The sequence below is a fragment of the Pseudomonas sp. W5-01 genome, from assembly GCF_046540435.1.
Taxonomy (GTDB): Bacteria; Pseudomonadota; Gammaproteobacteria; order Pseudomonadales; family Pseudomonadaceae; genus Aquipseudomonas; species Aquipseudomonas graminis_B.
The window spans coordinates 109,453-124,959 of sequence record NZ_JAXCIP010000003.1 but is presented as its reverse complement, the minus strand read 5'-3'; the positions used below and the strand labels follow the sequence as shown (position 1 = coordinate 124,959).

18 protein-coding genes and 1 tRNA gene are annotated in these 15,507 nt (G+C 59.4%); 2 read left to right on the top strand and 17 right to left on the bottom strand.

The genetic code is table 11. The annotated features are described in order from the left end of the window. Positions 1 to 22: 22 nt before the first annotated feature. The 11 genes from ndk to trmJ form a co-directional block, all read right to left on the bottom strand. On the bottom strand, positions 23 to 448 hold the full coding sequence (gene ndk, locus SLW75_RS10535; RefSeq protein WP_007916882.1) for a nucleoside-diphosphate kinase: 426 nt from the start codon (positions 446 to 448) through the stop codon (positions 23 to 25). Positions 449 to 538: 90 nt separating this feature from the next. Continuing rightward, positions 539 to 739 (bottom strand): Fe-S cluster assembly protein IscX, encoded by a 201-nt coding sequence (gene iscX, locus SLW75_RS10530; RefSeq protein WP_192132319.1) that lies wholly within the window; start codon positions 737 to 739, stop codon positions 539 to 541. Positions 740 to 752: 13 nt separating this feature from the next. After that, positions 753 to 1,094 carry an ISC system 2Fe-2S type ferredoxin gene (gene fdx / locus SLW75_RS10525; RefSeq protein WP_065990018.1) on the bottom strand — a complete coding sequence of 114 codons (342 nt, stop codon included), beginning with the start codon at positions 1,092 to 1,094 and terminating at the stop codon, positions 753 to 755. Between the two features lie 3 nt (positions 1,095 to 1,097). Beyond that, positions 1,098 to 2,960, bottom strand: a complete 1,863-nt coding sequence (hscA, locus tag SLW75_RS10520; RefSeq protein WP_410934435.1) for a Fe-S protein assembly chaperone HscA — start codon at positions 2,958 to 2,960, stop codon at positions 1,098 to 1,100. Positions 2,961 to 3,008: 48 nt separating this feature from the next. Next, positions 3,009 to 3,527 carry a co-chaperone HscB gene (gene hscB / locus SLW75_RS10515; RefSeq protein ID WP_065990020.1) on the bottom strand — a complete coding sequence of 173 codons (519 nt, stop codon included), beginning with the start codon at positions 3,525 to 3,527 and terminating at the stop codon, positions 3,009 to 3,011. An 8-nt stretch (positions 3,528 to 3,535) separates the two neighbouring features. After that, a complete protein-coding gene (gene iscA, locus SLW75_RS10510) occupies positions 3,536 to 3,859 on the bottom strand; it encodes an iron-sulfur cluster assembly protein IscA (protein ID WP_065990022.1) in 324 nt (107 codons plus the stop codon). 51 nt (positions 3,860 to 3,910) lie between these two features. After that, positions 3,911 to 4,297, bottom strand: coding sequence for a Fe-S cluster assembly scaffold IscU (gene iscU, locus SLW75_RS10505; protein WP_062383507.1), 387 nt, complete (start codon positions 4,295 to 4,297; stop codon positions 3,911 to 3,913). A gap of 86 nt (positions 4,298 to 4,383) precedes the next feature. Then, a complete protein-coding gene (locus SLW75_RS10500; protein ID WP_065990024.1) occupies positions 4,384 to 5,598 on the bottom strand; it encodes an IscS subfamily cysteine desulfurase in 1,215 nt (404 codons plus the stop codon). Between the two features lie 44 nt (positions 5,599 to 5,642). Beyond that, positions 5,643 to 6,134 carry a Fe-S cluster assembly transcriptional regulator IscR gene (gene iscR / locus SLW75_RS10495; protein ID WP_065990026.1) on the bottom strand — a complete coding sequence of 164 codons (492 nt, stop codon included), beginning with the start codon at positions 6,132 to 6,134 and terminating at the stop codon, positions 5,643 to 5,645. Positions 6,135 to 6,300: 166 nt separating this feature from the next. After that, positions 6,301 to 7,083, bottom strand: a complete 783-nt coding sequence (gene cysE, locus SLW75_RS10490; RefSeq protein WP_192132323.1) for a serine O-acetyltransferase — start codon at positions 7,081 to 7,083, stop codon at positions 6,301 to 6,303. Continuing rightward, a complete protein-coding gene (gene trmJ / locus SLW75_RS10485) occupies positions 7,083 to 7,856 on the bottom strand; it encodes a tRNA (cytosine(32)/uridine(32)-2'-O)-methyltransferase TrmJ (protein WP_065990030.1) in 774 nt (257 codons plus the stop codon). Before trmJ ends, cysE begins: the two co-directional genes overlap by 1 nt. Before the next feature lie 235 nt (positions 7,857 to 8,091). On the opposite strand from trmJ, the gene suhB reads away from it, so the two are divergent. Next, a complete protein-coding gene (gene suhB / locus SLW75_RS10480) occupies positions 8,092 to 8,907 on the top strand; it encodes an inositol-phosphate phosphatase (RefSeq protein WP_065990032.1) in 816 nt (271 codons plus the stop codon). A gap of 118 nt (positions 8,908 to 9,025) precedes the next feature. Here suhB and SLW75_RS10475 read toward each other — a convergent pair whose 3' ends face one another. From SLW75_RS10475 to queA, 6 genes are all read right to left on the bottom strand, one after another. Next, positions 9,026 to 9,571, bottom strand: a complete 546-nt coding sequence (locus SLW75_RS10475) for a glycine zipper 2TM domain-containing protein (RefSeq protein WP_065990034.1) — start codon at positions 9,569 to 9,571, stop codon at positions 9,026 to 9,028. A 118-nt stretch (positions 9,572 to 9,689) separates the two neighbouring features. Continuing rightward, the gene (gene secF, locus SLW75_RS10470) at positions 9,690 to 10,601 is read right to left on the bottom strand and encodes a protein translocase subunit SecF (protein ID WP_296308330.1); all 912 of its coding nucleotides are present in this window, start codon (positions 10,599 to 10,601) and stop codon (positions 9,690 to 9,692) included. Between the two features lie 9 nt (positions 10,602 to 10,610). Next, positions 10,611 to 12,479, bottom strand: coding sequence for a protein translocase subunit SecD (secD, locus tag SLW75_RS10465; protein WP_065990037.1), 1,869 nt, complete (start codon positions 12,477 to 12,479; stop codon positions 10,611 to 10,613). 62 nt (positions 12,480 to 12,541) lie between these two features. Beyond that, positions 12,542 to 12,880: a preprotein translocase subunit YajC gene (gene yajC, locus SLW75_RS10460; RefSeq protein WP_037012510.1), complete on the bottom strand. Its 339-nt coding sequence runs from the start codon at positions 12,878 to 12,880 to the stop codon at positions 12,542 to 12,544. A gap of 53 nt (positions 12,881 to 12,933) precedes the next feature. Beyond that, the gene (gene tgt / locus SLW75_RS10455) at positions 12,934 to 14,049 is read right to left on the bottom strand and encodes a tRNA guanosine(34) transglycosylase Tgt (RefSeq protein ID WP_167355804.1); all 1,116 of its coding nucleotides are present in this window, start codon (positions 14,047 to 14,049) and stop codon (positions 12,934 to 12,936) included. Positions 14,050 to 14,063: 14 nt separating this feature from the next. Next, positions 14,064 to 15,143, bottom strand: coding sequence for a tRNA preQ1(34) S-adenosylmethionine ribosyltransferase-isomerase QueA (queA, locus tag SLW75_RS10450; protein ID WP_410934434.1), 1,080 nt, complete (start codon positions 15,141 to 15,143; stop codon positions 14,064 to 14,066). Positions 15,144 to 15,251: 108 nt separating this feature from the next. On the opposite strand from queA, the gene SLW75_RS10445 reads away from it, so the two are divergent. After that, positions 15,252 to 15,336, top strand: a tRNA-Leu gene (locus tag SLW75_RS10445). Positions 15,337 to 15,507 lie beyond the last annotated feature (171 nt).

Genomic DNA, 15,507 nt, shown 5'->3' with positions numbered 1-15,507 from the left:
CACCCTCACTCGCAGCAATAGCTTAGCGAGTGGTTACCTCGGTAGCAGCGAAGAAGTACGAGATTTCACGAGCAGCAGCGGCTTCGGAGTCGGAGCCGTGAACAGCGTTGGCGTCGATGGAATCAGCGAAGTCAGCGCGGATGGTGCCGGCAGCAGCTTCTTTAGGGTTGGTAGCGCCCATCAGCTCGCGGTTCAGAGCGATAGCGTTTTCGCCTTCCAGAACCTGCACGACAACCGGGCCGGAGATCATGAATGCAACCAGATCACCGAAGAAACCACGGGCGCTGTGCTCAGCGTAGAAACCTTCTGCTTCGGCCTTGGACAGTTGCTTCAGTTTCGAAGCGACAACGCGCAGACCGGCTTTTTCGAAACGGGTGGTGATTTCGCCGATGACGTTTTTGGCAACAGCATCAGGCTTGATGATCGAGAAAGTACGTTGAACAGCCATGGTGTAACTCCAGAAGCAGTGATTATTGCGAAAAATTAAACCCGCGAATTATACGCGGGTTTGATGTTATTGCCTAACGTGCAAATCTGATCAGTCGATTTCGCCGGCCCAGAGCGTCTGGACCGCCTCCAGCACTTTCTCGCCGACGCGGCCAGAGGTGTCGTCGAAATCCGGGAGCTGCTTGATCATCAGTTGCAGCTTGGTGAACCCTACCGAATAAGGGTCAACGCCGGGGTGAGTCTCGGCGAGTTCTTCAGCGATGCGTTGTACGTCATTCCAACCGTAACTCATGACAGCTTCTCGATCAGTGCGGCGCTTCGGCAGCGTGGTTAAGCGAATATTTCGGGATCTCGACGGTGAGGTCTTCGGTGCCGACCTTGGCCTGACAGGCCAGACGGGACTGCGCTTCCAGCCCCCACGCACGGTCAAGATAGTCCTCTTCCAGCTCGTCCGCTTCTTCGAGGGAGTTGAAGCCCGCACGAATGATGCAGTGGCAGGTGGTGCAGGCGCAGACGCCGCCGCATGCGCTTTCGATCTCGATGTGGTGGTCGTGGGCGAGTTCCAGAATCGACTTGCCGACTTCGGCCTCGACAACCATCCCGTCCGGGCAATGCTCGGCGTGTGGCAGAAATGTAACCTGCGGCATCAGTTATTCCTCAATCTCATTCAGGTTGCGCCCTGACAGCGCGGCTTTCACCGTCGAGTCCAGGCGGCGGGCGGCGAACGCATCGGTCACCTGCGACAGACGCTTGGTCTGCTGCTCGATGGCCGGACCGTCATCGCCCTTCATCAATTCACGAAGTTCTTCCATCTGCATGTCGATCACCATGCGCTCTTCGGCATCGAGCAAGCGTTCGCCATCGGCCTGCAACGCACCTTCGACCGCTTCGAGCAAACGCTGCGCGTCGACCTGCTGCTCTCGCAGCGCGCGAGCCACCATGTCGTCACTGGCGTACTGGAACGAATCCTTCAGCATGCGGGTGATTTCACCGTCAGTCAGGCCATAAGAAGGCTTGACCTGAATGCTCGACTCAACGCCCGACGCCAGCTCGCGGGCGGACACGCTGAGCAGGCCGTCGGCGTCGACCTGGAAGGTCACTCGGATTTTCGCAGCGCCGGCGACCATCGCGGGAATGCCGCGCAGGTCGAAACGCGCCAGAGAACGGCAGTCGCTGATCAGCTCACGCTCGCCTTGCAGCACGTGGATCATCATGGCCGACTGGCCGTCTTTGTAAGTGGTGAATTCCTGGGCGCGGGCCACCGGGATCGTGGTGTTGCGCGGAATGACCTTCTCCATCAGTCCGCCCATGGTCTCCAGCCCCAGGGACAACGGGATCACGTCGAGCAGCAACAGCTCGCCGCCATCGCGCTTGTTGCCTGCCAGGGTATCGGCCTGAATCGCAGCGCCGATGGCGACTACCTGATCGGGGTCGATCTCGGTCAGCGGCTGGCGGCCAAACAGTTCGGCCACCGCTTCGCGCACTCGCGGGACGCGGGTGGAACCACCCACCATGACCACGGCTTCGACTTCATCCAGCTCAATGCCGCAATCACGAACGGCACGACGGCAAGCTTTGAGACTGCGGGCGATCATCGGCTCAATGAGGGCATCGAATGCGGCGCGGGTCAGAACGCCCTGCCATTCGCCATGGACGACTTCCACCGAATCGGCGTCAGTCAGGGATTCCTTCGCCGCACATGCCGCCTGCATCAAGCGGCGCTGGGCAGCAGGATCGAGGTCGTCGGACAGACCGGCTTCAGCAATGATCCAGGTTGCGATGGCGTGATCGAAATCATCACCTCCCAGCGCGCTGTCGCCACCGGTGGCCATGACTTCAAACACGCCGCCGGTGAGGCGCAGGATCGAGATGTCGAAGGTGCCGCCGCCCAGATCGTAAATGGCGACCACGCCCTCTGCGTTCTGGTCCAGCCCGTACGCCACGGCAGCCGCAGTGGGCTCGTTGAGCAGGCGCAGGACGGTGAGGCCCGCCAGCTTCGCGGCGTCTTTGGTGGCCTGACGCTGAGCGTCATCGAAATAGGCGGGAACGGTGATGACCGCGCCGACCAGTTCGCCACCCAGTGTTTCTTCGGCGCGCTGACGCAGCACCTTAAGAATGTCGGCCGACACTTCGACCGGGCTCTTAGGGCCCTGCACGGTTTCAATGAACGGCATGTGGGATTCCCCACCGGTGAAGCGGTAAGGCAACTGCCCACCCAAATGCTTCACGTCGGAGATCCCGCGCCCCATGAGGCGCTTGACGGAAATAATGGTATTCAGAGGATCTGTCGCAGCCGCACCCTTGGCCGACTGGCCTACTTCGACACGATCGGCGTGATAGCGAACGGCGGACGGCAGGATGACCTGACCGTTGGCGTCGGGGAGCGGCTCACTGATGCCGCTGCGCAGGGCAGCCACCAGCGAGTTGGTGGTGCCGAGGTCAATCCCGACAGCCAGGCGACGCTGATGAGGTTTTGGAGCTTGGCCGGGTTCGGCGATCTGCAGTAGAGCCATTGCTTTTCTGATATCACTGGCGAGCCGCCCCAGAAGGACGGCGCGGGGTTAATCGTCGAGGCGCTCTTCGAGCTGGCGCACTTCGTAGGAGAGCTTGTCGAGGAACTGCATGCGGCGCATCAGCCGTTCAGCCTGATCACGCTGTGCAGCATCGTCCCAACAGGCCGCGAAGCTTTCGTTCAGTTCTTCCTGGGCAACCTTCAGCCGGCGTTTAAATACCGCAACACCCGCCAGATCCGCGTCGTCCTGCAAATCTTCGAGTTCTTCGCGCCATTGCATCTGCTGCATCAGAAACTCGGGATCCTGCACAGTGACTTCCAGCGGAACTTCGCCCTTCAGCGCCAACAGGTAACGCGCCCGTTTTGGCGCATTCTTGAGCGTTTGGTAGGCGTCGTTCAGACTGGCGGAGCGCTCCAGCGCAACCCGTTGCTCAGCCTCAGGGGCATCGGCAAAACGGTCGGGGTGCACGCTCCGGGCAAGCTCACGGTAACGCGTCGCCAACAGGTCGAGGTCCAGATTGAAGCCCGGCTGCAGGTCGAATAAAGCAAAGTGACAAGGAGTACCCACAATATGCCTCAGACGTTGAAGCTTTCGCCGCAGCCACATTCACCGCGCGAGTTGGGATTGTTGAACTTGAAGCCTTCGTTCAACCCTTCCTTGACGAAATCGAGCTCGGTGCCGTCAAGGTAGACCAGGCTCTTGGGATCGATGATCACCTTGACGCCGTGATACTCGAACACCGTGTCTTCGCTTTCCGGCTCATCGACGAACTCGAGCACGTAGGCAAGCCCGGAACAACCGGTCGTGCGAACGCCCAGACGAATGCCGTCACCCTTGCCGCGCCCATCGAGGGAGCGGCGTACATGGTTGGCGGCCGCTTCGGTCATGCTGATAGCCATCGGAACTCCTTACCTCACGCAAGTTACTTAACGCAGCGGAACAGACTCTGCTCAGAGCAGGCCTTTCTTCTGCTTGTAGTCGCGAACGGCCGCCTTGATGGCGTCTTCAGCGAGCACGGAGCAGTGGATTTTCACTGGCGGCAGGGCCAGTTCTTCAGCCAGCTGAGTGTTTTTGATGGTCTCTGCTTCATCCAGAGTCTTGCCCTTCATCCACTCGGTGGCCAGGGAGCTCGACGCGATGGCAGAGCCGCAGCCGTAGGTTTTGAACTTGGCGTCTTCAATGATGCCCTGCTCGTTCACCTTGATCTGCAGACGCATAACATCGCCGCAAGCCGGCGCGCCGACCATGCCGGTGCCGACATCAGGGTCTTCCGCGTTCATCTTGCCGACGTTGCGGGGATTCTCGTAGTGGTCAATGACCTTTTCGCTGTAAGCCATGGTGCAATTCCTCATCAGTTACAACATGTCGCTCTCGCGGCACTCGGAAGCTGTTTTCAAAGTGCCGCAGGTGTGGCGACTTTGAATTAATGCGCCGCCCACTCGATCTTGGAGATGTCGACGCCGTCTTTGAACATGTCCCACAGCGGCGACAAGGCGCGCAGCTTGGTCACTGCCTCGCAGACTTTCTGCGCGGCGTAGTCGATCTCTTCCTCAGTGGTGAAGCGACCGAAGGTGAAACGGATCGAGCTGTGTGCCAGCTCGTCGTTACGGCCCAGGGCGCGCAGCACGTAGGAAGGCTCCAGGGAAGCCGAGGTGCACGCGGAGCCGGACGAAACCGCCAGGTCCTTGAGCGCCATGATCAGCGACTCGCCCTCTACATAGTTGAAGCTCAGGTTGAGGTTGTGCGGCACACGGGCAGTCATGCTGCCGTTGATGTACAACTCTTCCAAGTGCGCAACCTGCTGATAGAAGCGATCGCTCAAGGCTTTGATGCGAACGTTCTCGGCAGCCATGTCTTCTTTGGCCACACGGAAGGCTTCACCCATACCGACGATCTGGTGCGTCGCCAGCGTACCGGAACGCATGCCACGCTCGTGACCGCCACCGTGCATTTCGGCTTCGATGCGAACACGTGGCTTGCGGCTGACCCACAATGCACCAATACCCTTCGGACCGTAAGTCTTGTGGGCCGAGAACGACATCAGGTCAACTTTGAGGTTGGCCAGGTTGATTTCAACTTTGCCAGTAGCCTGTGCTGCATCGACGTGGAAGAGCACACCGCGGGAACGGGTCATCTCGCCGATGGCAGCGATATCGTTGACCGTACCAATTTCGTTGTTGACGTGCATGATCGAGACCAGAACGGTGTCGTCGCGCATCACTGCTTCGATCATGGCCGGCGTGATCAGGCCATCTTCGGTCGGTTCGAGATAGGTGACTTCAAAGCCTTCACGCTCAAGCTGGCGCATGGTGTCGAGCACGGCTTTGTGTTCGATTTTGCTGGTAATCAGGTGCTTGCCTTTGGAGGCATAGAAATGCGCAGCGCCTTTAATCGCGAGGTTGTTGGACTCGGTAGCACCGGAAGTCCAGACGATTTCGCGTGGGTCGGCATTGACCAGATCGGCAACCTGACGGCGGGCGTTCTCGACCGCTTCTTCGGCCTTCCAGCCAAACACGTGGGAGCGCGACGCCGGGTTACCGAAGTTGCCATCAACCAGAAGGCAGTCGCTCATTTTCTGCGCAACACGCGGGTCGACCGGGGTCGTCGCGGAATAATCGAGGTAAATTGGCAATTTCATTGAATATCTCCTATCGGGCAGGCGCGCCGCGCGTTCATCTGCGTTCACTCAACGGCGGATGTTTCAATCTTGTCCAGTGGCTGCGTCTTGCTACCGCAACGGCGCAGATCCTGACGTTGGGCGACTTCTTGCACTTCACGGCGAGTGACGAGGTCGGCCAGGCTGATACCGCTTAGAAACTCGTGAATTTGCTGACTGAGGTCACACCACAAGTGGTGGGTCAGACAGGTGTCACCGGCATGGCAATCACCGAGCCCCTGGCAGCGCGTCGCGTCAACCGATTCGTTGACCGCGTCGATCACCTGCGCCACCTGAATGCCCTGCATTTGACGGGCCAGCTGATAACCGCCGCCGGGCCCACGCACGCTGGAGACCAGATTGCCGCGGCGCAGCTTGGCGAACAGTTGCTCGAGGTAGGAAAGGGAAATCCCTTGCCGCTCGGAGATATCGGCCAGGGACACTGGCCCATGCTGCGCATGCAATGCCAGGTCGAGCATGGCAGTGACAGCGTATCGGCCTTTTGTAGTCAGTCGCATGACGTGTACCGCGGAGGTTCGGAATGAGGGCGAGTATGCTATTCCCGAGTATTTAAGTCAACTATAAGACCTAGCGGAACAGTCGGGATTACCCGCAAAAGCGCGGCGGCATCATAGCAAAACACGCCGGGATTGGCACATGCTCGACCTGAGGGCGCGCGCTGACTTATTCCCGGGGCGCATTAACTTCGCAACGCTCTTTCATGCAGTCGAAGACTTCCTGACGCAGCTCGGGCAGCTCTTTTTCGCGATACTCGCCGCCCAGGCTTTTCAATGCCTTGCCCATGTCCTCCACGCGCACGTCCATCGCTTGCAGGTGATCGAGCAACTGGCCGATCGCGCGTGCCACCGGATCAGGCATGTCCTCACCAACGCCATACGCATCGAAGCCGAGCTTTTCGGCGATCGCCTTGCGCTTCGCTTCGGCCTCGTCGTCAGACTTGACGATGATCCGCCCCGGAATGCCCACCACCGTTGCACCCGCCGGCACAGGCTTGGTCACCACCGCGTTGGAGCCGACCTTTGCCCCGGCGCCCACGGTGAACGGTCCGAGCACCTTGGCGCCCGCGCCGACAACCACGCCGGACTCCAAAGTAGGATGGCGCTTGCCCTTGTTCCAGCTGGTGCCGCCCAGGGTCACGCCCTGATAGAGCGTCACGTCATCGCCAATCTCGGCGGTCTCGCCGATCACAATGCCCATGCCGTGATCGATGAAAAAGCGCCGACCGACTTTCGCACCCGGGTGAATCTCTATCCCGGTGAGCCAGCGACCGAAGTTGGAGACCATGCGCGCCGGCCATTTCAGTTCGTTGCGCCACAACCAGCCAGACAGCCGATGCAGCCAGATCGCGTGCATGCCGGGGTAGCAGGTCAGCACTTCAAAGGCATTTCGAGCCGCCGGGTCACGATGAAACACGCTTTGAATGTCTTCCCGCAAACGCTCGAACATTACTGATCCTTCCGCTTATAGGGTTCACCGGTGGCCGCTTTCTGGGTCTCGGTGAGAATGCCGCGCAAGATGCTCATCTCGGATCGATTGACCGCAGAGCGGCCGTACAGACGACGTAACCGCGCCATCAGGTGACGAGGCTTCTCGGGATCAAGAAAGCCAATGGCGACCAGCGTGGACTGGAGATGCTCATAGAATTTTTCCATCTCATCCATGGTCGCCAGCTCGGTACTGCGCACCGAATTGACTTCGAACTTCTCCACCTTGCTCGCTTGACCGTCGGCCGCGAGCCAGGCCATGCGGGTTTCGTAACTCAACACCTGCACAGCGGCGGCCAGATTCAACGAGCTGAATTCCGGGTCCGATGGGATGTGTACGTGGTAATGGCAGCGCTGCAACTCTTCATTGGTGAGGCCGGCGTATTCACGACCGAACACCAGTGCGATCTCCTCGCCCAGCGCGGCGTGCTCAACGGTTTTGACGCCCGCTTCACGAGGGTCGAGCAGCGGCCAGGGAATGCGGCGGTCCCGGGCGCTGGTGCCCAACACCAGGTTGCAGCCTACCAGCGCATCTTCCAGCGTCGCCACGACCTGCGCGCCTTCCAGAATATCGCCCGCGCCAGACGCCCGTGCATCGGCCTCATGATGGGGAAACATGGCGGGATCAACCAGCACCAGACGTGAAAGACCCATGTTTTTCATGGCACGTGCGGCGCCACCGATATTTCCGGGATGGCTGGTACCGACCAGGACGACACGAATTTTTTGCAGCACTGGTGAAGTCTCGCTAGCAGGTGAAAAGGGGGACGAATGTTACAGAAGCACTTGCTGCAACGCCACGAACCTTGCGCCTCACGCGCCGGATACGCCACTAAAAGGAGACAGGGCACCCCCGACCTCGTCGCGCCAAGCCGACCGGCCGCGCGGCAAAGTCTGCACTCGCGCTGGAAATCATCCAAGAGAACCAATAGAATGGCCGGCTCTCTTTAACGACCTAGGTGATCCATCCATGCAGCCCATGCTGAATATCGCGCTGCGCGCCGCCCGCAGCGCCAGCGAATTGATTTTCCGCTCCATCGAGCGCCTGGATACCATCAAGGTCGACGAAAAAGACGCGAAAGATTACGTGACCGAAATCGATCGCGCTGCCGAGCAGAGCATCATTACCGCACTGCGCAAGGCGTATCCAACCCACGGCATCCTTGGCGAAGAAAGCGGCCTGCATGAAGGCAGCGGCGAAGGTACCGACTACCTCTGGATCATCGATCCACTCGACGGCACCACCAACTTCGTGCGCGGCGTTCCCCACTTCGCCGTCAGCATCGCGTGCAAATACCGCGGTCGCCTGGAACACGCCGTTGTTCTGGACCCGGTCCGTCAGGAAGAATTCACCGCCAGCCGTGGTCGTGGCGCTGCCCTGAACGGCCGCCGTCTGCGCGTTAGCCCGCGCAAGAGCCTTGAGGGCGCGCTGCTCGGCACAGGTTTCCCATTCCGCGAGAATCAGCTCGATAACCTCGATAACTACATGAACATGTTCCGTTCGCTGGTGGGCCAGACGGCCGGTATCCGTCGCGCCGGCGCCGCAAGCCTGGACCTGGCTTACGTGGCTGCGGGCCGTTTCGACGCGTTCTGGGAATCGGGCCTGTCGGAATGGGACATGGCCGCAGGCGCCCTGCTCATTCAGGAAGCAGGCGGACTGGTCAGCGATTTCAACGGCGGTCACGACTTCCTTGAAAAAGGTCACATCGTTGCTGGCAACACCAAATGCTTCAAAGCAGTGCTGACGTCGATCGCTCCATTTGTGCCGACTTCGCTGAAGCGTTAAGCCCAGCACGCTGTACAAGAGAACCGGCCATGTGCCGGTTTTTTTGTACCCTTGAGTTCCATGACACCTGCAACAAAAAAGCACCCGAAGGTGCTTTTTTGAGGAACGGTTAGTGCTATCACTGGCCCGCTTGGCTCAACTCCAGCTGACCTTCCTTGTTGACAGGGATCTGACTGCCCGGATCGCGATCCATACGCACCTGCCCGACTTTGTCGTTGAGCTTGTACTTCACGTTGTAGCCGACGACTTTATCGCTGATGTCATTGACGGTATTGCAGCGCGACTCGGTGGTGGTGTAAGTGTCACGGTTCTGCATGCCTTCCTGAACCTTGTTACCGGCGTAACCCCCGCCGACCGCACCGGCGACCGTGGCAATCTTCTTGCCATTACCGCCACCCACCTGGTTGCCGAGCAGGCCACCCGCTACGGCACCGATGACACTCCCCACGATCTGATGCTCGTCCTTCACCGGCGCTCGGTGAGTGACTGCAACGTCTTTGCAGACTTGACGCGGGGTTTTGATTTGTTCTTTAACAGGCTCGACGGCAAGTACGTCTGCGTACTCTGGGCCGCTTTGTTTTACGAGGCTATAGGTGGCCAAAGCACCACCGGCGGTAACACCGACGGCACCCAATACTGCACCAATAAGCAACGACTTGTTCACTTGAACCTCCTGACGATATTCAGCGCGATTCCTCGCGCTACTCCCAGCCTTGGAGCACAAAAAAAGGCGCGAGTTCACACTCGCGCCTTTTCAGGTGATGGCCGGTTACCATTACTGGTTACGGACGGTCATCCACCTTGTCGACCGTGACCGGTGGCAGCAAGTCTTCGCTGCGCAGGTTCAGCCAGATCAGCACCACGTTGGCGATGTAGATCGACGAGTACGTACCTGCCAGAACACCGATGAACAGTGCCACCGAGAACCCGTGCAGGCTATCGCCGCCAAAGATCCACAGCGCGACGATCGCCAGCAATGTGGAGATCGAGGTGGCCATGGTCCGCAGCAAGGTCTGCGTGGTGGAGATGTTGATATTCTCGATCAGCGAAGCCTTGCGCAGCAGACGGAAGTTCTCGCGAACCCGGTCGAATACCACAATGGTGTCGTTGAGCGAGTAACCAATGATCGCCAATACAGCGGCCAGAACGGTCAGGTCGAAGGTCACCTGGAAGAACGACAGAATGCCCATCGTCACCACCACGTCGTGTATCAGCGAGATGATCGCCCCCACCGCGAACTTCCACTGGAAACGGAAAGCCAGGTAGACGAGAACGCCGCCCAGTGCCAGCAGCATGCCGAGGCCACCCTGGTCGCGTAGCTCTTCACCCACCTGCGGACCGACGAACTCGACGCGTTTGACGGTCACCGGGTTATCGGCGCCTGTCTTGCGCAGCGCTTCAGCAACCTGAGTGCCCAGCTGCGGATCTTCACCCGGCATACGAACGAGCAGATCGGTGGTCGCACCGAAGCTTTGCACGACCGCTTCGGTATAACCCGACGTAACCAGCTCTTCGCGCACTTTGTGCAGATCGGCAGGGCGCTCGTAGGTCAGCTCGATCAGCGTACCGCCGGTGAAATCCAGACCGAAGTTCAGCCCTTTATAGAACCAGCTGAACAACGCCAGAACGGTAAGGAGCATGGTAATGGCGAACGCAATGTTGCGAACGCCCATGAAGTTGATCGTACGTTTCATGGCAGCCCCTTAAATCCACAACTTCTTGAAGTCACGACCGCCAAAGATCAGGTTGACCATTGCGCGGGTCACCATGATGGCTGTGAACATCGAGGTAAAGATCCCGAGGGACATGGTGACCGCAAAACCCTTCACCGGGCCGGTGCCCATCGCGAAGAGAATGCCGCCGACCAGCAGCGTCGTCAGGTTGGCGTCGAGGATCGCGGTATACGCGCGGTCGAAGCCCTCGTTGATTGCACGCTGAACCGTCATGCCATTGGCGATCTCTTCACGAATCCGCGAGAAGATCAGCACGTTGGCATCGACCGCCATACCCATCGTCAAGACGATACCGGCGATGCCTGGCAGGGTCAGCGTTGCACCTAGCAGCGACATCAGCGCCAGCAGCATGACCATGTTGAAGGCCAGTGCCACGGTCGCGATCAGACCGAAGAAACGGTAGATGGCGAGGATGAACAGCGAGACGAACAGCATGCCCCAGAGGGATGCATCGATACCCTTGGTGATGTTGTCGGCACCCAGGCTCGGGCCGATGGTGCGCTCTTCTGCGAAGTACATGGGTGCAGCCAGACCACCGGCACGCAGCAGCAGCGCCAGCTCGGACGACTCACCTGCGCCGTTCAGGCCGGTGATGCGGAATTGAGCACCCAGCGGCGACTGAATGGTCGCCAGACTGATGATCTTCTTCTCTTCCTTGAACGTCTGGACCGGCACGTCTTTTTCGACGCCGTTGACCATTTGCTTGGTGTAGGTGGTGGTCGGCTTCTGCTCGATGAAGATCACCGCCATGCTGCGACCAACGTTCGCGCGGGTTGCGCGACTCATCAGATCGCCACCATGGCCGTCCAGCTTGATGTTCACCTGAGGACGGCCGTGCTCGTCAAAGCCAGCCTTGGCGTCGGTTACCTGGTCACCGGTGATGATCAGACCACGCTCGACCGGCGCCGCAGGACGACCGCCTTCGCGGAATTCGAACATCTCGGTGGTGGCTTTGCTGTCGTCGGGGCCTGCGCCCAGACGGAACTCAAGGTTGGCCGTCTTGCCGAGGATACGCTTGGCTTCGGCGGTGTCCTGAACACCTGGCAGCTCGACCACGATGCGGTTGGCGCCCTGACGCTGAACCAGCGGCTCGGCGACGCCCAGCTCGTTGACCCGGTTACGCACGGTGGTCAGGTTTTGCTTGATCGAGTATTCGCGGATTTCAGCGATCTTGGCTGGCGTCATGGCCAGACGCAGGATCGGCATCTCGCCGCGATCGCTCGTGGTGATATCGAAATCGGTGTAGTCCTTGCGGATCAGCGCACGGGCCTGTTCGCGGGTATCAGCATCGCTGAAGCCCAGCTGGATGGCGCCGTTGTCCTGCGGCAGGCTGCGATAACGCACTTTTTCCTTGCGCAGCAGGCTCTTCACTTCGCCTTCGTAGACATTCAGACGCGCACTAAGCGCTTTGTCCATGTCGACTTCAAGCAGGAAGTGCACGCCACCGGACAGGTCGAGACCCAGCTTCATCGGCGTAGCGCCAATGCTGCGCAGCCATTTTGGCGTGGTCTGAGCCAGGTTGAGCGCGACAACGTAATCGTCGCCCAGCGCCTTGCGTGCGACATCTTTGGCTGGCAGCTGGTCTTCCTGTTTGGTCAGACGCAACAAACCGCCCTTGCCATTCTCGGCCAGAGAAGCGCCCTTGACCGCGATGCCAGCATCGGTAAGCGCCTTGCTTACGCGATCCAGATCAGCCTGATTGACCTGCAGCGCAGTGCTTGCGCCCGTGACTTGGATAGCCGGGTCATCAGGGTAGAGATTGGGTGCGGAATAAATAAAACCGATCACCAGCACTGCCAGGATCAGGATGTATTTCCACAGAGGGTATTTGTTCAACATCACGCCGCCTGCTTATAACGCGGGGCGCCTTGCGCGCCCCGTCGATTGGTAAAAGACTGGAATCAGATGGCTTTCAGAGTGCCCTTGGGCAGGGTGGCAGCGATTGCGCCCTTCTGGATCTTCAGCTCTACGGTGTCGGACACTTCGATAACAACGAAGTCATCAGTCACTTTGTTGATCTTGCCTGCGATACCGCCGGTAGTGACGACTTCATCACCCTTCTGCAAGTTGCCCAGCAAGTTCTTTTGCTCTTTGGCGCGCTTGGCCTGTGGACGCCAGATCATCAGATAGAAGATGACCAGAAAGCCGACCAGGAAAATCCACTCGAAACCGCCGCCCATAGGGCCTGCAGCGGCAGGGGCAGCCGCATCCGCGAAAGCGGAAGAGATGAAAAAGCTCATTTAACACTCCAGTTGCATATTTTAATAATAGGAAGCGAAAGACCGGATGTCGCTCAGTCCAGTAACGGCGTCACAAGCCCGCGTTTGGCATAGAACGTGTCGACAAAGGCGGCCAATGTACCTTGTTGAATAGCCTCGCGCAAACCAGCCATAAGCAGCTGGTAATGGCGCAAATTATGGATCGTATTGAGCATGCTACCCAGCATTTCGCCGCACTTGTCCAGGTGGTGCAGATAGGCGCGGGAGAAGTTTTTGCAGGTGTAGCAATCGCAGGTCGGATCCAGCGGCGACTCATCGTAACGATGAAACGCATTACGGATTTTCAGAACACCGGTGTCGATGAACAGATGACCGTTGCGCGCATTGCGCGTAGGCATCACGCAGTCGAACATGTCGACGCCGCGGCGGACACCTTCAACCAGGTCCTCGGGCTTGCCTACACCCATAAGGTAACGAGGTTTGTCAGCCGGCATGCGGCCCGGCAGGTAGTCCAAGACCTTGATCATCTCGTCCTTGGGCTCGCCGACCGACAGGCCGCCAATCGCCAGGCCGTCAAAGTCGAGCTCACTCAAGCCTTCGAGCGAGCGCATGCGCAGGTTCTCGTGCATGCCGCCCTGAACGATGCCGAACAGCGCCGCGGTGTTTTCGCCGTGGGCGATCTTGGAGCGCTTGGCCCAGCGCAGCGACAGCTCCATGGAGGTGCGCGCAACTTCTTCGTCCGCAGGATACGGCGTGCATTCGTCAAAGATCATCACGACGTCGGAACCGAGGTCGCGCTGAACCTGCATCGATTCTTCAGGCCCCATGAACACTTTTGCGCCGTCAACTGGAGAGGCGAAGGTCACGCCCTCCTCCTTGATCTTACGCATCGCGCCCAGGCTGAACACCTGAAAACCGCCGGAGTCGGTCAGAATCGGTCCTTTCCACTGCATGAAATCGTGAAGGTCGCCGTGGCCCTTGATGACTTCAGTACCCGGACGCAGCCACAGGTGGAAGGTGTTGCCGAGGATCATCTGAGCGCCGGTGGCCTCGATGTCTCGAGGCAGCATCCCCTTGACCGTGCCGTAGGTGCCGACCGGCATGAACGCAGGCGTTTCGACAACGCCGCGAGGAAAGGTCAGGCGACCGCGACGCGCTTTGCCATCGGTGGCCAGCAGCTCAAAAGACATACGACAGGTGCGACTCATGCGTGATCCTCTGGGGCCGAGTCCGTCGGGGTTGATTCCCCGGGAGCGGTCGGCGCGGGATTGCGGGTGATGAACATGGCATCCCCGTAACTGAAGAAGCGGTAACCGTGCTCCACCGCAGCCGCGTAGGCCGCCATGGTTTCGGGATAACCGGCGAATGCCGAGACCAGCATCAACAGCGTCGATTCCGGCAAATGGAAGTTGGTAACCAGCGCATCGACCACATGGAACGGTCGGCCCGGGTAGATAAAGATATCGGTGTCGCCGCTAAAGGGCTTGAGCACGCCATCGCGCGCGGCACTTTCCAGCGAACGCACGCTGGTCGTGCCCACGGCGATCACCCGACCACCGCGTGCGCGGCAAGCGGCCACGGCGTCGACCACGTCCTGAGTGACTTCAAGCCACTCGTTATGCATGTGGTGATCTTCAATGCGCTCAACGCGCACCGGCTGGAATGTCCCGGCGCCGACGTGCAGCGTCACGAATGCGGTCTCGACGCCCTTCTCGGCAATCGCCGCCATCATGGTCTGATCGAAATGCAGACCTGCCGTCGGCGCCGCCACAGCACCGGCGCGCTGGGCGTACACGGTCTGATAGCGCTCGCGGTCGGCATCGTCGTCCGGGCGGTCTATATAAGGAGGCAACGGCATGTGCCCGACGCGCTCGAGCAGAGGCAGCACCGGCTCGGCGAAGCGCAGCTCGAACAACGCATCATGGCGCGCGACCATTTCGGCCTCGCCACCGCCATCAATGAGAATCGTCGAACCCGGCTTGGGCGACTTGCTGGAGCGCACATGGGCCAGCACACGGTGCTGATCGAGAACGCGCTCAACGAGGATTTCCAGCTTGCCGCCCGAGGCTTTTTGCCCGAACAGCCGCGCCGGAATCACCCGGGTATTGTTGAAGACCACCAGATCGCCAGGGCGCAAATGCTCCAGCAAATCAGTGAATTGGCGGTGTGCCAGCGCGCCGCTTGGCCCGTCGAGGGTCAGCAAACGGCTGCTGCGTCGCTCCGCCAGAGGATGGCGAGCGATCAATGAATCCGGGAGCTCGAAGGTAAAGTCAGCGACACGCATGATGGGGTTCGTCTAGCAGGGCCGGGAAGTTTAGCGGAATAAGTGAAAATTGACCATGAAACATGATTGACCAACCGTAGGCTCGTCTCTATACTTCGCCGCCATTGAGCCCTGATGGCGGAATTGGTAGACGCGGCGGATTCAAAATCCGTTTTCGAAAGAAGTGGGAGTTCGATTCTCCCTCGGGGCACCAAACAGCGATACCCAGTGGTCCCTACCAGACCCTGAAACTCAAGAAAACCGGCCACCGCGCCGGTTTTTTTGTGCCCAGCGTTCCCGGCGAATCCCTTGTAAGCCCAAAGATATGTGAGTAGATTCGTGAGTAGGCCGAGTTCGGTCTAGAAATCTACTCACATTCTGACCG